The 22127-nt window shown below is 42.7% G+C and carries 23 protein-coding genes; 11 read left to right on the top strand and 12 right to left on the bottom strand.

The annotated features are described in order from the left end of the window. The 4 genes from GQR89_RS10885 (at position 1) to GQR89_RS10870 (ending at position 2652) form a co-directional block, all read left to right on the top strand. Complete coding sequence (locus GQR89_RS10885; RefSeq protein WP_158770071.1) at positions 1-570, top strand: GNAT family N-acetyltransferase; 570 nt, start codon at positions 1-3, stop codon at positions 568-570. A gap of 86 nt (positions 571-656) precedes the next feature. Further along, positions 657-1577 carry a glutaminase gene (locus tag GQR89_RS10880; RefSeq protein WP_158770070.1) on the top strand — a complete coding sequence of 307 codons (921 nt, stop codon included), beginning with the start codon at positions 657-659 and terminating at the stop codon, positions 1575-1577. Positions 1578-1686: 109 nt separating this feature from the next. Further along, positions 1687-2304, top strand: coding sequence for a flavin reductase family protein (locus tag GQR89_RS10875; RefSeq protein WP_158770069.1), 618 nt, complete (start codon positions 1687-1689; stop codon positions 2302-2304). 36 nt (positions 2305-2340) lie between these two features. Beyond that, on the top strand, positions 2341-2652 hold the full coding sequence (locus tag GQR89_RS10870) for a cupin (protein ID WP_158770068.1): 312 nt from the start codon (positions 2341-2343) through the stop codon (positions 2650-2652). A gap of 96 nt (positions 2653-2748) precedes the next feature. On the opposite strand, the gene GQR89_RS10865 is transcribed toward GQR89_RS10870, so the two are convergent. From GQR89_RS10865 to GQR89_RS10835, 7 genes are all read right to left on the bottom strand, one after another. After that, on the bottom strand, positions 2749-3975 hold the full coding sequence (locus GQR89_RS10865) for an allantoate amidohydrolase (RefSeq protein WP_158770067.1): 1227 nt from the start codon (positions 3973-3975) through the stop codon (positions 2749-2751). Then, positions 3975-5162, bottom strand: a complete 1188-nt coding sequence (locus tag GQR89_RS10860; protein ID WP_199271430.1) for an alanine--glyoxylate aminotransferase family protein — start codon at positions 5160-5162, stop codon at positions 3975-3977. The genes GQR89_RS10865 and GQR89_RS10860 overlap by 1 nt, the downstream gene beginning before the upstream one ends. A gap of 99 nt (positions 5163-5261) precedes the next feature. Next, positions 5262-6083 (bottom strand): sulfite exporter TauE/SafE family protein, encoded by an 822-nt coding sequence (locus GQR89_RS10855; protein ID WP_158770065.1) that lies wholly within the window; start codon positions 6081-6083, stop codon positions 5262-5264. A 65-nt stretch (positions 6084-6148) separates the two neighbouring features. Continuing rightward, a complete protein-coding gene (locus GQR89_RS10850; RefSeq protein WP_158770064.1) occupies positions 6149-7741 on the bottom strand; it encodes a gamma-glutamyltransferase family protein in 1593 nt (530 codons plus the stop codon). Then, complete coding sequence (locus GQR89_RS10845) at positions 7738-8955, bottom strand: amidase (protein ID WP_158770063.1); 1218 nt, start codon at positions 8953-8955, stop codon at positions 7738-7740. The genes GQR89_RS10850 and GQR89_RS10845 overlap by 4 nt, the downstream gene beginning before the upstream one ends. 235 nt (positions 8956-9190) lie before the next feature. Next, positions 9191-10525 carry a lyase family protein gene (locus GQR89_RS10840; RefSeq protein WP_158770062.1) on the bottom strand — a complete coding sequence of 445 codons (1335 nt, stop codon included), beginning with the start codon at positions 10523-10525 and terminating at the stop codon, positions 9191-9193. A 407-nt stretch (positions 10526-10932) separates the two neighbouring features. After that, entirely contained in the window at positions 10933-11751 is an 819-nt protein-coding gene (locus tag GQR89_RS10835; protein WP_158770061.1) for a MurR/RpiR family transcriptional regulator, read from the bottom strand. A 375-nt stretch (positions 11752-12126) separates the two neighbouring features. Here GQR89_RS10835 and cobB point away from each other — a divergent pair, with 375 nt between their 5' ends. The 5 genes from cobB (at position 12127) to GQR89_RS10810 (ending at position 15888) form a co-directional block, all read left to right on the top strand. Beyond that, positions 12127-12882: a Sir2 family NAD+-dependent deacetylase gene (gene cobB, locus GQR89_RS10830; RefSeq protein WP_158770060.1), complete on the top strand. Its 756-nt coding sequence runs from the start codon at positions 12127-12129 to the stop codon at positions 12880-12882. Position 12883: 1 nt separating this feature from the next. Then, entirely contained in the window at positions 12884-13519 is a 636-nt protein-coding gene (locus tag GQR89_RS10825; RefSeq protein ID WP_158770059.1) for a LysE family translocator, read from the top strand. Positions 13520-13626: 107 nt separating this feature from the next. Further along, the gene (locus GQR89_RS10820) at positions 13627-14370 is read left to right on the top strand and encodes a hypothetical protein (RefSeq protein ID WP_158770058.1); all 744 of its coding nucleotides are present in this window, start codon (positions 13627-13629) and stop codon (positions 14368-14370) included. Continuing rightward, positions 14363-15223, top strand: a complete 861-nt coding sequence (locus GQR89_RS10815; RefSeq protein WP_158770057.1) for a glucosaminidase domain-containing protein — start codon at positions 14363-14365, stop codon at positions 15221-15223. The genes GQR89_RS10820 and GQR89_RS10815 overlap by 8 nt, the downstream gene beginning before the upstream one ends. Continuing rightward, entirely contained in the window at positions 15220-15888 is a 669-nt protein-coding gene (locus tag GQR89_RS10810; protein WP_158770056.1) for a DUF2987 domain-containing protein, read from the top strand. Before GQR89_RS10815 ends, GQR89_RS10810 begins: the two co-directional genes overlap by 4 nt. Before the next feature lie 123 nt (positions 15889-16011). Here the strand turns inward: GQR89_RS10810 and GQR89_RS10805 are convergent, their stop codons facing one another. Then, complete coding sequence (locus GQR89_RS10805; RefSeq protein WP_158770055.1) at positions 16012-16983, bottom strand: patatin-like phospholipase family protein; 972 nt, start codon at positions 16981-16983, stop codon at positions 16012-16014. A gap of 9 nt (positions 16984-16992) precedes the next feature. Then, positions 16993-17922, bottom strand: coding sequence for a tRNA 2-thiocytidine(32) synthetase TtcA (gene ttcA / locus GQR89_RS10800; RefSeq protein WP_158770054.1), 930 nt, complete (start codon positions 17920-17922; stop codon positions 16993-16995). Between the two features lie 139 nt (positions 17923-18061). On the opposite strand from ttcA, the gene GQR89_RS10795 reads away from it, so the two are divergent. Together GQR89_RS10795 and GQR89_RS10790 are read left to right on the top strand one after the other, a co-directional pair. Further along, complete coding sequence (locus GQR89_RS10795) at positions 18062-18793, top strand: ABC transporter ATP-binding protein (protein ID WP_158770053.1); 732 nt, start codon at positions 18062-18064, stop codon at positions 18791-18793. Further along, positions 18783-20060, top strand: a complete 1278-nt coding sequence (locus GQR89_RS10790) for an FtsX-like permease family protein (protein ID WP_158770052.1) — start codon at positions 18783-18785, stop codon at positions 20058-20060. Before GQR89_RS10795 ends, GQR89_RS10790 begins: the two co-directional genes overlap by 11 nt. 86 nt (positions 20061-20146) lie before the next feature. On the opposite strand, the gene uspE is transcribed toward GQR89_RS10790, so the two are convergent. The 3 genes from uspE to ccoS all read right to left on the bottom strand — a co-directional run bounded on the left by uspE (position 20147) and on the right by ccoS (position 22114). Further along, entirely contained in the window at positions 20147-21079 is a 933-nt protein-coding gene (uspE, locus tag GQR89_RS10785; protein WP_158770051.1) for a universal stress protein UspE, read from the bottom strand. Between the two features lie 173 nt (positions 21080-21252). Then, positions 21253-21915 (bottom strand): sulfite exporter TauE/SafE family protein, encoded by a 663-nt coding sequence (locus GQR89_RS10780; protein ID WP_158770050.1) that lies wholly within the window; start codon positions 21913-21915, stop codon positions 21253-21255. Then, positions 21902-22114 carry a cbb3-type cytochrome oxidase assembly protein CcoS gene (ccoS, locus tag GQR89_RS10775; protein ID WP_158770049.1) on the bottom strand — a complete coding sequence of 71 codons (213 nt, stop codon included), beginning with the start codon at positions 22112-22114 and terminating at the stop codon, positions 21902-21904. Before ccoS ends, GQR89_RS10780 begins: the two co-directional genes overlap by 14 nt. Between the last annotated feature and the right edge of the window lie 13 nt (positions 22115-22127).

Genomic DNA, 22127 nt, shown 5'->3' with positions numbered 1-22127 from the left:
ATGAATAATATCCAAATTAGAGATGTGACTGACGCTGATTTTGTGCACATTGTCACCCTCAACCAAGCTGAGGTGGCTCATACCAGCCCTATGAACCGAGCTGATATCGCCAAATTACATGACTTTTCAGCCTACCACAGAGTGATAATAGTTGATGATGTCATCGCCGGATTTTTATTAGTTATGGGCCCAAAAAGTAGATACATCAATGAAAACTATGGTTGGTTTAAAAAACATTACGATGACTTTATGTATATCGATCGTATTGTGCTTGCTATTCATTACCAGGGAAAACAATTAGGGCACGCTTTGTATCGCGATTTGTTCTTATTTGCTCAACAGCACGGCTGTCAACACGTGGTATGTGAATATAATGTTGTACCGTCAAACATTCCTTCAGCAAAATTCCATCAGCGTTTAGGGTTTGTGGAAGTAGGGACCCAATGGTTACCGGTGGGGAACGTCGCTACATCTCATGATAAAACCAACACAGCACCCGTGCTGCAAGTAGAAAATCATGGCGGACAAAAGAAAGTTTCCATGCAATGTTGTCAGTTGGTATCACAATAAAACTTTAAACATATGCGATTCCGCAAAGGTGCTTACCTTTACGCGCTAAAGTCACGCAAAATACCGCATTTATTTAAGGTGTAACAATGCAAAAAATCGTTGATAGTATTTATCAAAAAATGTGCGCGCGCACGGATCGCGGTAAAGTAGCGAATTATATTCCTCAATTAGCCTGTGTCGATCCTAATCAATTTGCATTAACTATCGTCACTCAGGAAGGTCACGTCTATAGTTCAGGTTGTGCTGATACCTTATTCTCTATTCAAAGTATTTCTAAAGTATTTACCTTAACGATCGCCCTTGGCAAGCTAGGGGATGCATTGTGGACACGAGTTGGGCGTGAACCGTCTGGTGATCCATTTAATTCAATTGTTCAACTTGAGCACGAAAGTGGTATCCCACGTAATCCGTTTATAAATGCAGGCGCTATTGCTATTGCCGATGCAGTAATGGGTCATAATGCACCTAAGGAAACGCTCGCAGAAATATTGCAGTTTGTGCGTTTCATCGCCAATGATGACAGTATTTCCATCGATGAAAAAGTGGCTCAGTCTGAGATGATGACCGGTAGTAGAAATGCATCACTTGCTTATTTTATGGCTTCTTTTGACCGGTTAGATAACCCAGTAGAAAAAGTACTGGGCACGTATTTTCATCATTGTTCAATTTCCATGACAACTGAACAGCTCGCAAAAGCTGGCATGTTCTTGGTGTCAAACGGTACAAATCACTGTACGGGTGTACAAATCGTATCTGAACATCGCGCCAGACGTATTAATTCTCTGATGTTAATGTGTGGTCATTACGATGGGTCAGGAGAATTTGCGTACCGCGTGGGATTGCCAGGTAAGAGTGGTGTCGGTGGTGGTATTTTAGCTATCGCCCCGGGCAAAGCATCGATTGCAGTGTGGTCGCCTGGTTTAGATAAAATCGGTAACAGTAAATTGGGTACCGAAGCACTTGAAATGCTAGTTCAGGAAACTGGTTGGTCCATTTTTGGCTATTAATTATTTTCATTTTATAAAATAAGTATATAAAATAGTAAGATACAGTTGATTTTGCCTATTCCATCCTTATTTTTGATTGAGTATTAACAATATTTCCAAGGATTATTTTATGTCAGATCGCAGCCATTTCTATCAACCTAGTCAAGGCCATGGTCTCAAACATGATCCATTTAATGCATTAGTCGCGCCGCGACCCATTGGTTGGATATCAACAAAAAGTTCAGCTGGTGTACTGAATATTGCGCCTTATAGCTTTTTTAACGCTTTTAACTATCATCCTCCAATCATCGGTTTTGCCAGTATAGGTTATAAAGATACCGTTAAAAACATTCAAGAAACCGGTGAATTTTGCTGGAATTTAGTTTCAGCATCGTTAGTGGATGCCATGAATAAAACCAGTGCTGCTTTACCCAGTGATAAAAGCGAATTTGAGTTTGCTGGATTATCAACAAGACAATCTAAAATCATAGATGTTCCGAATGTCGCGGCGAGTCATTCGGTTTTAGAATGCCGTAAAAGCCAGATCATTCAGTTGACTGGTGCTGACGGTGAATTGGTCGATACATGGATGGTATTAGGTGAAGTTGTCGGCGTTCATATTGATACAGCATTTATTCAAGATGGGGTTTATAACACAGCTGCAGCCAAGCCAATATTGCGTGGCGGTGGGGCAGGCGACTATTTTAGTATTGATTCTGCACAGAGGTTTTCCATAAATAGGCCATAATAAAGGCGCCCGGGCAGTTAATTTAAAGAGGAATATATGGAAATTATTAGAAGTAAAAAATTTACCGCATCACTTCCTTGGGGGTCGTTAAAAATTGCTAATATGAATGGTATTACGACCAAGTTACATTGGGCTAACGAGCCATATAGATGGCATGTTAACGAAGGTGAGGAAGTGTTTGCGGTGCTTGATGGTATGGTAGAAATACAATATAAACTTAAAGGTGTAGTGCATACAGACTTGCTTAACCCAGGCGATATTTTTTATGCCAATGAAGGCACGGAGCATGTTGCCAGTCCTATTGGCGAAGCTCGAATTTTAGTGATTGAAAGCGAAGGTAGTATTTAATACTACTGGGATAAATGATTTATATTGCTGCTGGTTTTAATCGCATTACTCAAACGTTGGTCAACCCGCTGTAGATGGGGTTGACCCGTTAGTACATCAGGTATAATCCTCAATAAATGCGAACATAACTTTTAATGCAACCTCAATATCGTGCACCGCAATGGCTTCGGCAGGATGATGACTTAAGCCTTTTTCACAACGCATAAAGAGCATCGCGACAGGACAGATTGCCGCCATTGCCATGGTGTCGTGCCCAGCGCCTGAACTGAGTATAAACTGGGGAATATCACTTTTTTCGCTTGCATCAAGTAAGCGCTGCTGTAGGCGTTCGTCGCACTTCACTGCAGGGGCTTGATGGGTAGGAGTAATATCCATTTTGATGCGTCGTTTATCTGCAATCATGTGAAGCTGTTCGATTATTAAACTAAGTGTTTCATCCCGCAATGCATCATCAATACTGCGAATATCCAAGCTAAATGTAGTCGCGCCAGATATCACATTAACGGCGCCTGACAAGCAACGAAGGTGTCCCACTGTAGCGACTATACCTTTTTGAGTGGCAATTTTTTCAATTGCTAAAATCATTTCACTTGCACCAGCCAGTGCATCTTGACGCATCGGCATAGGCACCGTGCCAGCGTGTCCCGCTAAACCTTTTAACGTTACGGCAAAACGTTTAGCGCCTGCAATTGCGTTGACAACTCCTACGGCTAAATTTTGCTCTTCAAGTACTGGGCCTTGTTCAATATGAAACTCAAAAAAGTCGTCAGTATTGGCATTGTTGCGCGCAGCTGTATGTACTTCGTTAATATCTAACCCTGCATCGATGAACGCTTGCGTTAGTGATATTCCGTTTTCGTCAGTTAACGTATTCCATTTTTCCTGCCATGTTCCCGCTACGGCACAACTGCCTAGTAGTGTTGCGCCAAACCTTGTACCTTCTTCATCACCAAAACCGACTAATTCAAGATGAAATGGCAGTTCGATATTATGATCATGCATATATTGAATTAGGCTTAACGGTGCTAAAACACCAAGAATGCCATCGTACTTACCGCTATTAGGAACCGTATCTAAATGACTACCGATCACCAGCGTTTTGGCCTGTGGGTTAGCACTTGAATAGCGACCCCATTGATTCGCCGCTGAATCTTGCCAGGTAATCATGCCGGCTTGCTCCATCCACAGTGAAACTTGTCGATTGGCTTGTAAATGCTCTGGCGTTAAATAGCGCCTATCTATACAGTCTGGATCTTGACTAAAGTGTGCGAGTACATCACAGCGCTCGTAAGTTTGAATTGCATATGGTGCAAATGTGGTCATTAACCTTTCTCACTGTAAATACTAAACGCGCTATCTATTGCCAGACCCGGTTGAAGCTTATGTCCAGCTCGACGAAGTAGTGTTTCGAGTGACTGTAATGTGTGTAGCACCGTATCTTGGCGGGCGTTATAACCCATTGTGCCGATACGCCAAATTTTACCGTGCAATGGCCCAAAACTGGTGCCAATTTCGATATTGAAATCGTGAAGTAACTGTTGACGAATTTGTTCGCCATTTACACCCTCGGGTATATATACACCAACGACGTTATTCATCTTGTGAGTTAAGTCACCGAAGGCTTTAAGATTCATTCCCTGAATGCCTGCTAGCATAGCGCTGCCATGTAATTCGTGGCGGGCAATTGATGCTTCAACCCCTTCTTCGAGTAGCGTAATGGCACATTCCCGAGCGCAATAAAGCATCGATGTCGCTTCAGTGTGATGGTTTAAACGTTCTTCCCCCCAGTAATCGAGGATCATGGGGATATCGAAGTAATTAGAACGAATACGACTGCCTGTACCTGCACTATGATGATCTGCTTTTATACCTGCTTCAACGTGTTGACGCCCGCGCACTAAATCTACATAACGTTCACTAAGTGTAATGGGGGCACTACCACTTGGTCCGCCTAAGCATTTTTGTAATCCAACTGATACTGCATCAAGTTGCCACTTGTCTGTCTCAAATGGGTTGCCACCGATTGATGCGGTAGCGTCAGAATAAAAAATGACATCGAAGCGTCGACAGATTTCACCTATATGTTCAAGTGGCTGCAACATAGTGGTTGATGTATCACCTTGTACTAAAGCTAGCACTTTAGGTTTAACACGTTTTATCGCATCTTCTATTTGTTGGGGCTCGAATATTTCGCCCCATGTTGCTTCAATACAGTGCACATCTGCGCCGGCTCGTTCTGCTATCTCTTTAAGTAAGTGGCCAAAACGACCAAAAATAGGCACCAATACTTTATCGCCTGGTTCAATACAAGAAACCAAAACGGCTTCTATTCCGGCGCGAGAAGTACCATCTATCAGTAAAGTGGCTTTATTTTTGGTGGCGAACACATCTCGATATAGACTCATGACTTCGTTCATGTAGCCGGTCATAACCGGATCATATTGACCAATTAATTGGGTGGACATCGCACTCAACACCCGTGGATAACAGTTTATTGGTCCAGGTCCCATAAGTAGGCGAGGAGGGGGGGTTAGGTGTTTCACTATGTGTTGCGCTCCGTAGTAAAAATCATAAAGTAATAGTTAATTGATAGTTGCTGTCACGCTGCGTTAGATAAACAATTGCGCTAGCATGCGTGTACCTGTAATAAATAAAACGACCGCGAAAATCTTTTTCAACCTATTAGCATCAAGCTTAGATGCGATACCTGCACCAATCGGCGCACATAGAACCGTCAGAGGCACAATACACACGAAGCCTACGAGGTTGATATATCCGAAGGTACCAAGCGGCGCATCCTCGGGAGTCTGACCGAAGATCAACAAGTACAAAGCCGCCGGAAAGGAGATAATCAGCCCGATAGCCGCCGCGGTACCTACGGCTTTATGAGCCGGATAATTAAATGCAGTTAAAATGGGCACCGATAAGGTGCCACCGCCAATGCCTACCATGGAGCTGAAAAAACCGATGCATCCAGCTATAACAGATTGCCCAACGCGGCCAGGTAAACTTTCAGCCAGCGCTGATTTACCTGTTCTAAACAACATGTTTAACGCTGATAAGGTCGCGACGATACCAAACAGCGTTGTAAGGTAGCTGCCATCAACTTTTGTCACCAACCAGCTACCCAGTAGAACGCCTACTAGAATGAGCAGTGCCCATTGTCTGAGCAACGCGACATCAACATTGCCTTTTTTTCGATGAGAACGAATGGAGCTAATGGAGGTAGGAATAATTGTTGCCAATGATGTGCCGGTTGCAATAACCATGGCGCTTTGTGGGCTAACACCAAACGATTGAAAAAGGAAAAATAGCACAGGTACGATCACAATACCGCCGCCTACACCTAATAATCCTGCTAACAGGCCAGCAAAGATACCGGTGCCGATCAAAGCGGCAATCGTCGGTAGATTGTTTAACACTAATTCCATATTTTTCTCATTTACATTGTAATTTAAGCAAGTGGTTGGTTTTATTTATTTGTTATTGGCTGCACTTATTCGTAGGTATGCGCTGCAAATGCGTTGCCATCACTACGAGGATCGGTTGCTGCGGAAACGTTATCGTCTGGTCGCATAACAACTGCACCAGCATGTCCCATTAATTCATTACGCGAATCTACAAGCGCAATGTCATGCCCTTTAGCACTTAGTTCGCTTTGTATATCATCCGCTAAATCTTGCTCTATTTTGAGATTATGACTTTCATCTCCCCACGTTCGACCGAGTAGCCAACGGCCTAAACTGATGGATTCTGCTAGTGATTTTTGTTGGTAAACATAGCGACTAAATATTGCAGCCTGAGTTTGTGGCTGGCCTTCGCCTCCCATTGTGCCGTAGCTGATACGACGCCCATCATTTAACTCGGCAAAGGCGGGATTTAGCGTATGGAACGGTTTCATACCAGGAGCAAGTTGCTGCAAACTGTCAGCTTGCAGTGAAAAAGATGTGCCACGGTTGTTCCACACAATCCCTGTTTGTGGTGATACCACACCACTACCAAATTCCCAATAAATGCTTTGTATATAACTGACCATTCTACCTTCACTGTCACAGGCGCCCATCCAGATGGTGTCACCGGGTTTTGCCAGATGTGGCCAAGACAGGGCACTGTCAATATTAATATCAAGGACCATCGCATCAAGCGACTCAAGGGAAAGTAAGTTTTGTAAATCGATACTCACACGACTTTGATCGGCAACATATTGATTACGTTTAATAAAAGCTTGTTTGGTACATTCGACCAATAAGTGTACAAAATCAGCCTCGTTTGTGGCTAGGTGCTGTACTTTGTCGAATAACGCGAGGATCAACAACGATGCGATGCCCTGTGTCGGCGCTGGCAAATTGTATAGCTTTCCAACGGAGGTCGTTACTGAAAGCGGTGTAACAATTTGAGCTTCATAGGCGTTAAGATCTTCAAGTGTAATTGGCGAGCCTGCGGCGCTTAAGTCTTCGGCTAAGGCTTGGGCTATTTCACCTTTATAAAAGTCTTCAAGACCATTTTCTGCCAGCTTTGCTAGTGTTTTAGCGATAGCGGGCAACTTAAGGATTTTACCTTTTTTAAGGCTTTTTCCTTTAATCAAAAACTGCTCAAAGTGTGGGATAGTTGATAAGTCATCAAATGTTTTTTCACTGGCATCTTGCAGACTTTGAGTGACTTCAATGCCCCATTCGGCTTGACCAATGGCAGGTGCAAGTAATTCACTTAGGGGTAATCCGGATTGCCACGTATGACTTATCTCCAGCGCTTTTTGCCAACCTGAAACTGCGCCAGCCATAGTGAGCGCGGCGTCTGGTCCACGAGACGGGATCGTACCGTGTTTTGCATAATAAGCGAGATCAGCTTGAGCACATGCAGTGCCACTAGCATCAATGGCCACAGGCTCTTTGCCTGGTTCGCTGATCAGCCAAAAGCCGTCGCCACCCATGCTGTTCATATGGGGGTAAACGACTGAAATAGAAGCAGCAGCAGCGACCATTGCTTCGATGGCAGTGCCACCATGTTGTAATACATTTTGTCCTACCTGGCTTGCTGCATAGTGCGGGGCGGTGAAGGCAACAGGTCGTAATGTGGTTGAATTGCTCATGATAGTTTCTCTAATAACATGCGGGCGATTTCAATTAATTGTTTGTCATGATTTTTTTGGCCAATTAATGAAAATCCCATAGGCGCATGGGAGTTAATTGATAACGGAATATGTAACTGGGGTAGGCCACATAAGCCTGCAATGCAGGTTAGTTTCATCAGCGTATTCCGATAGCTTGCTAAATCGTCACCAGACAGACTTAAAAGAGGAGCAGGGCCTGGTGTAGTAGGTAAAAATATCACATCACATTGTGTAAATAGATGATTAATATGTTCGATAAACGTTTGCTGTTGCTTTAAGGCTTGTTGGTATTGAAATTTGTCTATTGTAGCGCACCACGCAAACCTATCTTGAATATCGGGCGCAAAAGTAGGCTGCTGGTCAGTTATCCATTGACCATGAGTTTGCCATATTTCATAGCCTTGTAAGATTCTAAATGTTTCACTGGCTTGGCTTAATAATGTACTAGACAACCCAGACTCAAGTTTATATGACGTTGCGGCGATCCTGCGATAGGTATCGAGCAGAATATCAGCATAGTCACACTGAGCTACGAGCTCTTGTGCAAAACCAATTTTCGGTGCTGCATGTACATTAATCACAACTTGGTCTAACGCTTGGGTGTCTTCAAATAGCACATTAGCGACGGTTGCTAGGCTGTTTAAATCTCGGGTTATCCAGCCTACCGTATCAAAGCTTGGTGCCAAACTGACCATATGGTCGCAACTGATCCGTCCATGAGTCGGGCGAAGACCAAACAAACCGTTGTAGCTAGCGGGAACTCGAATGGAACCACCCGTATCTGTGCCCAAGCCTATTGTTGCACTACCTTCTCGTACTGCAACAGCCGAGCCGCTAGATGAGCCGCCGGGTACGCGATTTGGCGCAGAAATATTGAATGGCGTACCATAATGAATATTTTGGCCATTAAGACTGTATGCCAGTTCATCGGTGATTGTTTTACCGACCAAAGATGCGCCTTGCCCTAATAACGTTTCAACCACAGGCGAAGTCTGTTCAGGGATTGGGTGACTGGCTAACCAGTCAGGATTACCTGCTGTGGTAGGCAGGTTTTTTATATGAAACAAGTCCTTTACCGCAAGCGTCATACCAGACAAAGGTAAATCTTTTGATTTTTTGTTGTCGTCTACTTTTTCGTCCAAATGCAATACGTAAGGTGTCTGACTAGTAAAGTGTTTAGCGGCGTGGCTCATGGATCTTAAAAGTTGACTAAGTGGTCTTATATGAAACAAATGTTTCACCTAATAGTCAAGAGAAACATTTGTTATAATGAGTATATTGCAAGATTTAACAATTTTTTAATAATTATCACTTTATAATCAAGTGCTGAGACAATTTCACAATAACAAATTTTAATTTTTTATTGTGAAACAAGTAAGGGCACTTTACCCCTTATACTTTTCTCATCCTTTTCATATTGATACTCTGTTATGTCATTGATTTAGGATCTAACAGTGTCCGCAGTGTTTCGATTGGAATATCTGTCATTTCAGCTGCTACATCGACCACAGGTCGTTTTTGTTCGTAGGCTGCTTTTGCGATAAGAGCGCCTTGTTCGTAGCCTACTTTGCTATTCAACGCGGTAACCAATATTGGATTCATACTTAGCGATTGTGCCATTTTATCGATATTGGCTTTCATCGGTACAATGGCTTTATGGGTTAGTGCACAGATCCCGTTGGTCAACAAACTTAAGCTACTGAGTAGGTTAAAACCGATAAGGGGCAACATGGTATTGAGCTGGAAGTTACCCGATTGTCCAGCAATGGTAATACTCTGATGGTAGCCCATCACTTGCGCGCAGACCATGGCAACAGCTTCAGGAATAACGGGATTTACTTTGCCTGGCATAATACTGCTACCTGCTTGTAATTTTTCCAGCGATATTTCGCCCAATCCTGTAAGCGGTCCGCTATTCATCCAGCGAAGGTCGTTGCATATTTTCATCAAACTCACTGCTAACGTGTTTAGATGTCCGCTGACTTCGACGGCCGTATCTTGGCTACTTATCGCTGCAAAAAAGTTATCTGCAGGCAGAAAACGTAATCCGGTGAGTTGACTCAGTCCACGACAAGCTGAGTGGGCAAAATCAGGATGGGTATTTACGCCCGTACCTACAGCAGTGCCCCCGAGAGCAAGCGCAGAAATTCGCGGCAGTACTTCTATTAAACGCGTTATGGCGAATTGAATTTGCTTGCTCCATCCACTTAGCTCTTGCCCGAGTGTGATGGGCATTGCATCCATTAAATGCGTACGACCAGTCTTCACCGTCTCGCGGTATAAAATACTTTTCGCATCAATTGCTGACATTAAGCTTTGTAATGCAGGTATGAGTTCTCGGCTAATTGCTAGAGTGGCGCTGACATGAATGGCGCTAGGAATAACGTCATTTGAGCTTTGCCCCATGTTCACATGGTCGTTAGGGTGAACGGGCTTACCAAGCTTCTCAGTGGCCAGCGTCGCAATAACCTCGTTAACATTCATATTAGTGCTGGTACCTGAGCCCGTTTGAAATACGTCAACCATAAAGGCATCGTCATGCTTACCCTCTGCGACTTCCATCGCCGCTCGCTGTATATCTATGGCTATCTCGTCATTTAGGCCCGCATGTTCAGCATTCGCTTTTGCCGCACTGGCTTTTATTAGCGCAAGAGCATGGATGAACTCACTTGGCATGGGGGTTCCGCTGATCCTAAAATTCTCTAAGGCGAGGGCGGTTTGCTCTTTGTATAATATAGGCTTTTCGATTTCAGGCGATTGCATGGTTTTTCCTTAGTCTTTTGTGTCTATAGGGATTTCATCGGCTAATAATTTTAGCAGTGGCATTGTCAACAGTGGGGTATAACCCTTGCTAGGATAGGCACTATTCACGATCAGGCGCCATGTAAATAGTGACAAGCTGGCGACTGAAAATTAGACAAATGATAGCGTTTACCTTTCGCGTCTATTAAGCAAACTAAAAATTTGCGTATGCTACGATATTTAGCATATCCCCAGTTTAATAAGGGACACTTTATCATTAGAAAAAGTATCCGCCGCTACTATAGTTCTTGGTGTAATAATTGATCTTTCAAGGTGGGCTGTACAACAATTATTTTAGTTGGTGGGGTAAGAAACTTTATCAAGAGTATGCACGTTTAAGACTAGGTTCAATTACCGATTCAGCCAGTTTAACGTTTTTCGAGTTCATCTAATTCTTCATAAAGAGACGATATTTCGCTGATCCGTTTATCTGAGGAGTTACCGAGTAAGGTAAATACCTGATTACAAATTATAGAAATAACACTCATTGGCGCCGCGTAACTATCAAGCGCTTGCTCTTGACCAAGTTGGCAGATAATTAATTGTTTAACTTGTTCCGCGTATATTTGACCTGACGGATCCGCTAGTAGGGCTACGTTGTGGTGTTGAATTTTGTTAAGCAAAGGTTTGAATATTTTAGGTCTACGGCGAAAACCTATTAAAATGACCAGTTCATCTTCACTAATATCACGCAGTTCTTCACTTAATGTCTGCCCAGGTTGGGGAAGAAGACGCACCTTACTCCGGATCTGTAGCAACTGCTGGCGAAAATGTAGTGCCACCGGATAGCTGTTCCGAAAGCCAATAAGCGTGATCCGAGACGCTTTGCATATCGATTGTATAAGCGCATTTAACTGCACCTGATCCAGATTGCTCCAAGTTTGTTCGATTCGCTGTATTTCTCGACTTAATGCACCGCCTTGGTCTGATTCCATGTACATAGGGTAGCCATTGGCCCTAAATGCATTGAGCTCTTGTTTTGCATCAGAGTGAGAGTCATAACCAAGTTGACGAAAAAAACGACTCACGGTTGCTTTAGATGTATGTGTTTTATGGGCTATTTCAGCTACCGAACAACTCAATACATCAAGGGGGGTATGTTTAAGATGATCAGCAATTAACCGCGCATTAGGAGAGAGTTCTTGGTATTGCTGTTCTATACGATCAATAAACGGAATTTTTGCCAAAATAGAGTGTTCACAATGTAAAAAGGCTATATAGCTTATACCAATTATGTTGCATAAAGGAAATATCAGCGAAAATGTTATCGCTATCTAAGTTGATAATGAAGGTTGAGTATTTTTATAAACAGTGGCTAAGCTCAAATGAAATAAAACCCGCACCGCTGATTAAACTTATAAGCTAATGTTCAGTGTATATTGCACAAAACCTGACTTTTTACCCTTAAAGTATTAAGGCATAATAACCACAACGTATGTTTTGAAAGCTTATGTCAATATACCGTATTTAGTGGCAGTGCTTGCATTCACTAATCGTGGGGTTGAGGTTATGGCATAAAATAGCGTTTTAGTCCGCCCTGAAAGAAAATTAAAGAGGAATTTGTGTCAATAAACCATCAGACTGATCACGTATTTTGGGAGGGAATTACCCCGCTTGCGAAAGTAGTGGTCTTAACGGGGGCTGGAATATCAGCTGAATCTGGATTGCGCACATTCCGTGATAATAACGGTCTATGGGAAGAACATTCTATCGAAGATGTGGCGACCCCTGAGGCATTTTTACGTGATCCTGAGTTAGTCTATCGATTTTATAATCTACGACGAGCACAGTTGCAGAGCAATGAGGTTATCCCTAATGCAGCTCATCATGCATTGGCTAAATTTGAGAGTGTCCACAAAGGTACTGTATTAATTATTACCCAAAATGTTGATGATTTACATGAGCGCGCGGGCAGCCAAAATGTATTGCATATGCACGGTGAATTGTTACGAGCAAGATGCTGTCATAGTCAACGAAGTTTCTCTATGACTGGAAGCTTTGACGGAGCTTCGCGCTGCACATGCTGTAATCCACCTCAGCGCATTAGGCCGGACATTGTATGGTTTGGTGAGATGCCATTTTATATGGATGAAATTGAACATGCCATTGCTGATGCTGATGTTTTTATCTCTATTGGCACCTCTGGCAATGTTTACCCAGCGGCAGGCTTAGTTCAACGTGCTAACTATCACGGTGCGCATACAGTGGAATTAAATTTGCAACCAAGCGAAGTAAACAACGATTTCAAAGAGACACATTATGGAATAGCCAGTTTGGTTGTAGCGCAATATTTAACACAAAACGTCAAGGAATCATAAGGTGGATCTAAGTCTATATTGGGGGGAGTTTTTAACGATTGCCGCTGTACACTTATTAGCCGTGGCTAGCCCAGGGCCTGACTTTGCAATCGTATTGAAGCACAGCATCAATTACGGTCGCAGACTAGCGATGATCACTAGCATCGGTGTGGGGGCCGCAATATTATTACATGTAACCTATTCGTTATTGGGTATTGGGTTATTACTGAAAACGAATCCCATGGTATTTAAAATATTTAGTTACTTAGCTGCTGCATATCTCGTTTATATTGCAATTGGTGCCATTCGAAGTCCAGCCCCAAACACCAGTGACGGGGTGAAAAATAGCACTGATTTAAAAATGATCAGCGATAAAAAAGCGTTTGCAGTAGGCTTTTTAACGAACGGTCTAAACCCCAAGGCTACGTTGTTTTTTCTTTCGGTGTTCGCCGTTGCCGTGTCAGCTGATACGCCCTTCGGCGTGAAGTTGGTATACGGTTTGTACTTAGCTGTAGCCACAGGAATTTGGTTTTGCTTTTTGTCATATTTGCTTAGTACGCGTAAGGTGCGCGCCTTCATAGGTCAATATAGCCACTGGTTCGATAGAGTGATGGGCGCCGTGTTATTAATATTGGCTGCAAAACTGGTTTTAGCATAATTAGTTTATCGAGAAAATATATCGGCTCGCTATTTTCACTCGAGGAGTTTCCCTCAGGCTGTAAAGTTCGGGTATTATATCGGTTGCGGTTATTTAAAGGGTAATTTGTGGAACAACAGAACAAACACACGCAAGGTGGCAACATCGACAAAACGCTTATCGGCGAAACGACACTTGATTTAAGCGCGTGCGCAAAAGAAGGTTGGACGCTATCAAAGCAACATTTTTACAGTATTTTGCAAGGCGGATTGTTTACGTTAGGTATGATATTGTTGCTGCTGATGTTAATAGGGCATTTTGTCAGTATCGATGATTTACAAAAACCTTCAGTATCATTGAGCTTTGGCTTAAACCTTCTATTCACCTTGATCACCACACCTCTTATTACGGCCTTGATGATGATGGGCATCAGCCATAGCGTAGGTTTAAAAACCACTTTTATAGGGTTGGTAAAACGTTTAGCAGCATCCGCGATGTTGATTTTTTGTGCCTTAATGTTAGGTGCATTGGTTAACTTAGGTATTGCGCTATATATCTTACCGGGTATCTATTTGGCAATGTCTACAGGCTTTGCGTTGGTGTTGTTGGTAGAAAAAAAATATCGACCCAGCCAAGCAATTTTAATGTCAATGCGTGTTTTTAATCGATATTGGATGCCGTTGAGCCAGTTTTATATTGTGTCTTTCATGTTATTTATTGCGGGTCTATTTACCTTTGGAATTGCACTGATTTGGCTTGTTCCTTGGTATCTTCATACTAAAGGCGTGTTGTACCGTACCTTATTCGGTGTTGAAGTAATTGGACAACCTTCTACTAATACAGATAAAAAAGATTCGGTTTTCTATGCCTAACACTTACAACTTACTACACAAATTTCGCTACTTTGCGGTCGCACTAATGCTATTTGGCATTATGTATACCGCTGACAATTATTTTGAATCTCAATTGCCAGATACCGCGTTACATCTGGACGATGCAGAGCTACGTATTCTGATCGACGATTTAGCGGGAAAGCCCCAAGCATTGCCGGATGCTACAGCTTCTAAAAAAATCCCTAATTTTAAAAAATATGAAGATATAACAGATAAAAAGCGTGCTTTTTTTGCGTATTTATTACCTGAAATTAATCGCCAAAATGACATTACCTTAATTAAACGCAAAGCGGTTATCAGCATGGCGCAACAACTTGATCAACAGGCCAAATTAAGCCCGTTTAGTGTTAAGCTGTTAAAGCGCTTACGCCGAGACTACAAAGTTGATAAGACGCTGTCTAATCAAGAGTCTATGGCGGTGTTGCTTAAACGCGTAGACATGATCCCAGCCGAATTGGTCCTTATTCAAGCCGCGAATGAATCAGGGTGGGGCACGTCGCGATTTGCCCGTAAAGGCTATAATTTTTTCGGATTATGGTGTTTTAAAAAAGGGTGTGGTTTTGTGCCTAAACGCCGTAACGAGGGTACTGTGCACGAAGTGGCTAAGTTTAAAGACTTATCTCACGCAGTTAAAACCTATATAAAAAACCTTAATCGACATTATGCGTATCAGGAATTACGCGATATTAGAGCAAACCTACGAGAACAAGATAAGCAAATTACGGCTAAAGCGTTAGTCCATGGTTTGCATAGCTATTCAGAACGTGGGCAAGACTATATCGATGAATTACTCAGCATGATGAGAGTCAATAAAGAGCATATGGATTTATGAAAAAATGGTTACTTGCAGCTTGTATTATTCCAAGCTGCTTTGCAGTTGCGCAAGAAGAACAGGAGGCACTATCTACATTTCCTCAAGCCTCATTGAACGTCGATTACAGCAGTTTTTATAGTCATGTTCGGAAATTGCAAGATGAAGACAACAGTGCTTTGCAGTTTGCATTTGGGTTCAAACATGTCACAACGGGTGACTTATGCCATATAAGCTCTGCTTATATCCATACTCAAAAACTGGATATTCCCTTAACAGTATCTTCTGAGCAACGTTTTACCGTTCCTAGTGAAAAGGCATTAAAGATGGCTAATGCAACGGTTGCCCTTGTAATAGAAGAGCCAGTGAATCAATGTGATATGTCAGTGCAACTCGAAACGACGCCGCAGTGGTTAAAGATGCAATATAGCGTTGAGGATATAGAGATACTGTATCAGCAATATCAGACATTTTTTGATGACATGGGCAGCTTTTTATCGTTTTTAATGCCTTCTGTCGACGGTATGATTGTTCATTTTGCTGACACGCATTTAAATCAATCTTTAGATAGTGGACTGAATATTAATGACGGACGTTTAGTGCTTGAAAAAAGCTGGTTAGATGAGAAAAAGAGTTTGTCGTTGCCTGCTATTCCGTTACGCATAACCGCCAGAACAGCTAAGTAAGAAGAGTTTTAAGCAAATACGTACAATTCATAAATCTATTCAAATTAATCAAATAGATTGTTTAATCTGACCTTTGAATTGGTTTATGCGCTGCATTGGCTATTTATCTTAACCATCAAAAAGTTAGTCTAAGCGCAGTTGATAACGAATTTGGTCTGCTATACGTTTTACGCTATTGCGGCCTTCTTCAATCAACTCACCCGCACGATAAAATTCCATCATACCGAAATCACGCAATTGAGGCTCTATCAATATATCCGGTGGGTTTCCTGCTAATCGAGAGCGGGTGACACGAGCCTGCAGAATATCCAATGAGCCTGCCATAACACCAATCATACTGGGAGGGTGGTTTTTGGCCGCGCGAGGTTTAGCAATTTCACTATTTAATTCGACGTCATCCTGATCGTCGGCTTTATCAGGGTCGCTGTCTTTGTCTTTACGATCGCTTTTAAACCATTTAGATAAGTGGTTTTGACTTTTAGTGAACATGTCAGTGATTTTTTGTTGATTACGTTCTCGTTCTTTTTCGTTGTTGTCCATTGTTTGCGGACGAAAATCAGCACTTAGGTTAACGGCAAAGACAATGTCGGCCCCTAGATGACGACACAAATTAACGGGAACAGGATTAACCACGCCACCATCGACTAACCAGCGGTCATTAAAGGTTGTAGGTGGAAATAACCCAGGGATGGCGCAGGAGGCGCGAACAGCATCAACCACAGAGCCAGTTAGAAAGTTAATTTCTCGGCCGCTATAAAGATCAGTCGCCACACAAGCAAAGGGTTTGCATAGTTCTTCGAAGGTTTCTTCGCTAAAGTTATCCTGTAACGCTTTAAACACCTTTAAACCGCTGACTAATCCGCCCCGATACAAACCTACGCCCATTAATGCAAAGACTTGCCATTCGGTTAAACTGCGCACCCATTCCTCAAGTGGTTCAAGTTTGTTAGACGAATAGGCGGCGCCGACATATGCACCGATAGAACACCCAGCGACAACATCAATTTTAATCCCTAATTCTTCTAGGGCTTGTAAGACGCCGATATGCGCCCATCCGCGAGCTGCGCCGCTACCGAGGGCAATTCCTATCTTCACAGTTTATTCCTAATCTATGCGTACAATAGACACTGCTTGGGTGTCATAGTTTTGTACTGGTTTTAAATCAACGGGATCAAACGCCAAATCACCTTCATCGTTACCAAGCTGGTGTTGACTCAAGTCGGTAAAATTAAACGCTGTCGGATCTGCTAGGTGCGACGGTACTACATTTTGCAACGCTTTAAACATAGTTTCGATTCGGCCAGGAAACTGAGTATTCCATTGCGCTAACATTGCTTTAACTTGCTTACGTTGTAGGTTTTCCTGTGAACCACATAGGTTGCACGGAATAATTGGAAACCCTTTGTGAAAAGCATAATCCGCAATATCTTGTTCACTGCAGTAAGCAAGGGGGCGTATGACTACATTACGCCCATCGTCGCTGGTTAACTTCGGTGGCATCGATTTTAAGCGACCGTTATGAAACATATTTAAAAACAGAGTCTCGAGCATATCGTCTCTATGATGGCCAAGTGCAATCTTTGTGACGCCAAGCCTGACCGCGTTGGTATACAGAATACCGCGACGAAGACGGGAACATAATGAACACGTTGTTTTGCCTTCAGGCACCTTATCTACAACGATAGAGTAGGTATCTTCTTCAATAATGGCGTAATCGACAGCTAAATCATCAAGATAGTTTGGTAGTATATGCTCAGGGAATCCGGGCTGTTTTTGATCTAAATTGACCGCTATAATCGAAAAACTAATAGGGGCAGACTTTTGCATATGTAGCAAAATATCCAGCATGGTATAACTGTCTTTACCGCCAGATAAACACACCATTACCTTATCGCCTTCTTCAATCATGTTGAAATCGGCTATCGCTTGGCCAGTCTTGCGACGTAGTTTAGTGGTGAGTTTTTTGAAATTCAACGCGGTCGACGACGCAGTATTATGTGTGGCATTAGATTTATTATTAACAGCATGATTCATGAATAAGGCAACTAGTGGATAATGAAAAGAAAATACTGGCGGATTATAGCGAAGTTATCGTTTTTATTTAAGTGACATTCGCTTGCTGACATGACAAAAATGATTACTCTATGCTTTCAGTTTATTTATCAGGAATACTATGTCGTTAGCCATTGACATTGAAAATCTCATTTTTACTTGGCCTAAGCAAGACAAACCGACGTTAAGCATCCCTCATTGGCAAGTAAAAAAAGGCGAACATGTGTTTCTGCACGGTCAATCGGGCAGTGGGAAATCTACGTTATTAAATTTGCTATGTGGGGTATTGGTATCGCAAACTGGTCGTTTATGTGTGCTCAATAGCGAGCTAAACCAACTGTCTGGTCGAAAACGCGATAACTTTCGAGCACGTGAAATGGGCGTTATATTTCAACAATTTAATTTATTACCCTATTTAAGTGCTAAGGAAAATATATATTTGGGCCAATGGTTTACGCGTCGTGCAAATGGCGGCCACCAATCATCTAATGTTGATAAAGATTTTGGGGATTTAACCGCTTCGTTAGGATTAAATAAGAATGTGCTTGAAAAGCAAGCCGGTGCACTGAGTGTTGGGCAACAGCAACGAGTAGCCGTTGCCAGAGCGTTGTTATCTAAACCCGCTCTTATCATTGCTGATGAGCCCACGTCAGCCCTTGATAGTGAGCATAGAGACAAGTTCATCGAATTATTGCTTACGCAAAGTCGGGCCTACCACGCCACTGTAATATTTGTCAGCCATGACCGATCATTGGCGTCAGCGTTTACCTCTGAAGTAAATATGCATACGTTAAATTCGCCGCTCTATACACACTACGCACACTATGCGCATGGAGAGGCTGATGTTAGTTAGATTAACCTTAGCCAGCGTAAAGGCGCGTAAATTAATGGCGGGATTAACCGTTTTTTCCATCGCGGTGAGTATGTTTGTGCTATTCAGTGTTGAACATTTGCGTGGCGAAGTACGGCAAAATTTTGAACGCGCCGTTTCTGGAGTCGATCTTATCGTAGGTGCCAGAACAAGCCAACTGAACCTATTGTTGTTTTCTGTATTTCATGTGGGTAGCCCAAGCAGCAATATTAGTTGGAATGAGTATTTGACATTAGCTGATGCTAAAAGTGTTAAGTGGGCAATACCCATCTCATTGGGTGATTCCCATCAGGGATTTCCTGTTGTTGGAACCACAGATCAGTATTTTACGCACTTTCGATATGGAAATAAAAATGCCGTGGACTTTGCGCTTGGACATGCTTTCACTCAGCCCAGAGATATGGTCTTAGGCGCGACTGTAGCTCAAAAATTAGGATATCAACTCGGCCAAGAAATCGTCTTAGCACATGGTACCGGCAAAGTAAGTTTTACCCATCATAATCAATTTCCGTTTATCGCAGTCGGTGTGTTAGAAGCCACTGGAACACCGATCGATCAAAGTGTGTTTGTGCCAATTGAATCAATCGATGCGATGCACAGCATTTCGGGAACACGCACCATCAGTAGGCATTCGAGTGAGCCTATAAATAGCGATATTCACGAAGACGACCATGCACAACACAGTGTTATCGATAGCAACCTTCAACTCAGCGCGGTTTATTTAGGGTTAACCAACAAAATTTCGACTTTACAGGTGCAGCGCGTAATAAATACTGATCAACAAGCGCCTATGTCAGCCATATTGCCGGGTGTGGCACTGGCTGAGTTGTGGAACCTAATGAAGGGTGTTGAGACAAGTTTGAGTTTGGTTTCAAGTTTAATTTTATTTGCTGCAATGCTTGGCATGCTCACCATGTTGTTAGCCTCTATTCATGAAAGGCAGCGTGAAATAGCGGTATTACGAGCATTAGGTGCAAACGCTTTTTTGATTGTGCTGATGATTGAATGTGAAGCGATATTTCTTGCGTTGTCAGGATGTATCATCGGTTACCTGATGACAAATATATGCATATGGTTATCAGCAGATTATGTGCAGACCCAATACGGTTTATTGCTCAGTCCGTTGGGCTATTCTGACGCGGTGTTACAATATGTATTATTAGGTCTTGGTTTAGCTATGATATTGGCATTAGTACCAGCAGTAAGCGCTTATAGAAGGGCGCTAAGCAATGGATTAAGCGCAAAATGAAACACAAGATTTTGTGATAGGTAGCCACAGGCGCTATGAAAACATCGCCTGTGGGGAATATATGTTATTTATAAGCAGCTGAACGTTTATGCACAATCCACCGGGGATTCGTAGCCATCAGGTTTAATCGCTAACACATCACAGTTTAATTTATCTATGACATGTTCAGCAGTGTTACCAATTAACACTCCTGAAATTCCCTGTCGTCCCACGGTACCAAGAACAACTAGTTCTGCATCTATTTTCTCCGCTAAAGCGGGGATCACGTCTTCTGGTAGGCCTTCTTCTATGTGACTACTACCGGCAGGAATATTGTGTTTTTGGGCGTGACGTAACATTGCACTTTGGTGATGCTCTTTAACTGAATCACTGTAAATCTGTGGGTCAAATTCAGGTATTTCAATCGCTATATTAATTGGTGTTCCAGGGTAGGCATTGACTAAATGCACTTCTGAGGACAATAACTCTGCAAATGCTTTCGCAGTGCGCGTCACACAATCGTTTAAGGCTGTATGCTCATCATCTTCAACCCCAAGACTAACGGCTGCAAGCACTTTACCTGCTACCGGCCAATCGTGATCCTTAACTAATAGTACAGGTACAGGACTTTTACGCATAATATGCCAATCAGTTGGCGTAAAAATGACGGCTTTTAAGGTATCGTTTAGTTGCGTGCCTTTGACTATTAGATCGTAACCATGCTTTATGACTCGGCAAATAACGCTCTCCCAAGCGCGATTATGCCATTCGACGTTTAAATCAATTTTAAGGCCGCTTTCTTTCTCTATAGGGGCAACTAGGTCTGCTAACCAAGCGGTTCTGTCTTCAATTACTGCAAAGCGCATATTCTCACGCTCGTCAGTAGACAACATCGTGGTCATTTCATAAGACAGGTCATAAATTGGTAAAAATGCCGTGATCTTGCCTTGCGTTATTTGCGCGATTTCAATGGCGCGCAACAGTGATTTTTGCTGGTCATCTTCAGGGTCGATAACTGCGAGTATTTTTTGATATTTCATCGTTATTCTCCGTCGCTGATGTGACGTTTTGAGTGTATGAAACTAATGTTAATTTTGCCATCCAAGTTACTATTTTGCTGATTTAACGCAAGTTATTTTCATCAGTTGAAAGAAAAAGTTGTCAAATTAAAGATGCTTAGCGAACTGCGGTAAATTAACAGTACCGTACTGTGTTAAGCGTAAGCACGCCAGAGCATCTGAACAGCAAAGGCGAGTAAGCATAAAGCAACTATTTGACGTGTTTTCGCATTGGCGAGTAGCTTTTTAAGGGATTCGACTCCCGCAGCCATAACGACTAAAGCTGGCAGGGTCCCCAAGCCAAAAAACAACATGATCAATGCGCCATTCGACGCACTTCCACTGGCGAGACTCCAAGTCAACGTAGAATAGACTAGGCCACAGGGTAACCAACCCCATATTACTCCATAAGGCAGCGCGTATAGAGGGTTTTTGAACGGTAATAATGATTTAGATAAGGGTCGCAGATGACGCCATAATTTGCTACCTGCTCGCTCTAAGTAGTGTAATCCGCGCCACCAATTACCCACATAACAAGCCATGGCGACAAGAAATAATGCGCTGATAGTTTGTAACACAGGAATTCCCCCCAGCGTATCACTTCGCTCGAGCATACTGCCAAAATAACCGGTAACAGCGCCGAGTAGGGCATAACTGGCAATGCGTCCTATATTATAAGTGAGTACGTAGGGCCACTGCTTACCGCCTTTAGGCACAGCAAAACTGAATGCGCTTACCACGCCACCACACATGCCAAAGCAATGCACGCTGCCAGCTAAACCAATCAAAAAGGCCGATAAAATACTAAGGCTGTTCATCGTCTTTTAGAACGTTTACTTTTGGGGCGTCTGGCGCTGATTTTTTTTCATTGGGTTTTATATCGTCATCAAACAGTATGCTATAACCATGACGCTCTAAATCGTCAAACTGATTACTCTTTACGGCCCAAAAGAAGATCCCAATAGCGAGCGAAACAATAATAATGGCCAATGGGATCAATATATAAATAATGCTCATGAATTTCCCTTGC

This window comes from Paraglaciecola sp. L1A13 (assembly GCF_009796745.1).
Classification (GTDB): Bacteria; Pseudomonadota; Gammaproteobacteria; order Enterobacterales; family Alteromonadaceae; genus Paraglaciecola.
This window is presented reverse-complemented; position numbering and strand designations above follow the sequence as displayed.

What these genes read in the sequence shown, in the direction of transcription:
- GQR89_RS10885 (WP_158770071.1), top strand. Translation starts at nt 1, where the DNA reads ATGAATAATATCCAAATTAGAGATGTGACTGACGCTGATTTTGTGCAC.
- GQR89_RS10880 (WP_158770070.1), top strand. Translation starts at nt 657, where the DNA reads ATGCAAAAAATCGTTGATAGTATTTATCAAAAAATGTGCGCGCGCACG.
- GQR89_RS10875 (WP_158770069.1), top strand. Translation starts at nt 1,687, where the DNA reads ATGTCAGATCGCAGCCATTTCTATCAACCTAGTCAAGGCCATGGTCTC.
- GQR89_RS10870 (WP_158770068.1), top strand. Translation starts at nt 2,341, where the DNA reads ATGGAAATTATTAGAAGTAAAAAATTTACCGCATCACTTCCTTGGGGG.
- GQR89_RS10865 (WP_158770067.1), bottom strand. Translation starts at nt 3,975, where the DNA reads ATGACCACATTTGCACCATATGCAATTCAAACTTACGAGCGCTGTGAT.
- GQR89_RS10860 (WP_199271430.1), bottom strand. Translation starts at nt 5,162, where the DNA reads ATGGGACCTGGACCAATAAACTGTTATCCACGGGTGTTGAGTGCGATG.
- GQR89_RS10855 (WP_158770065.1), bottom strand. Translation starts at nt 6,083, where the DNA reads ATGGAATTAGTGTTAAACAATCTACCGACGATTGCCGCTTTGATCGGC.
- GQR89_RS10850 (WP_158770064.1), bottom strand. Translation starts at nt 7,741, where the DNA reads ATGAGCAATTCAACCACATTACGACCTGTTGCCTTCACCGCCCCGCAC.
- GQR89_RS10845 (WP_158770063.1), bottom strand. Translation starts at nt 8,955, where the DNA reads ATGAGCCACGCCGCTAAACACTTTACTAGTCAGACACCTTACGTATTG.
- GQR89_RS10840 (WP_158770062.1), bottom strand. Translation starts at nt 10,525, where the DNA reads ATGCAATCGCCTGAAATCGAAAAGCCTATATTATACAAAGAGCAAACC.
- GQR89_RS10815 (WP_158770057.1), top strand. Translation starts at nt 14,363, where the DNA reads ATGCCTAACACTTACAACTTACTACACAAATTTCGCTACTTTGCGGTC.
- GQR89_RS10810 (WP_158770056.1), top strand. Translation starts at nt 15,220, where the DNA reads ATGAAAAAATGGTTACTTGCAGCTTGTATTATTCCAAGCTGCTTTGCA.
- ttcA (WP_158770054.1), bottom strand. Translation starts at nt 17,922, where the DNA reads ATGAATCATGCTGTTAATAATAAATCTAATGCCACACATAATACTGCG.
- GQR89_RS10795 (WP_158770053.1), top strand. Translation starts at nt 18,062, where the DNA reads ATGTCGTTAGCCATTGACATTGAAAATCTCATTTTTACTTGGCCTAAG.
- GQR89_RS10790 (WP_158770052.1), top strand. Translation starts at nt 18,783, where the DNA reads ATGTTAGTTAGATTAACCTTAGCCAGCGTAAAGGCGCGTAAATTAATG.
- uspE (WP_158770051.1), bottom strand. Translation starts at nt 21,079, where the DNA reads ATGAAATATCAAAAAATACTCGCAGTTATCGACCCTGAAGATGACCAG.
- GQR89_RS10780 (WP_158770050.1), bottom strand. Translation starts at nt 21,915, where the DNA reads ATGAACAGCCTTAGTATTTTATCGGCCTTTTTGATTGGTTTAGCTGGC.
- ccoS (WP_158770049.1), bottom strand. Translation starts at nt 22,114, where the DNA reads ATGAGCATTATTTATATATTGATCCCATTGGCCATTATTATTGTTTCG.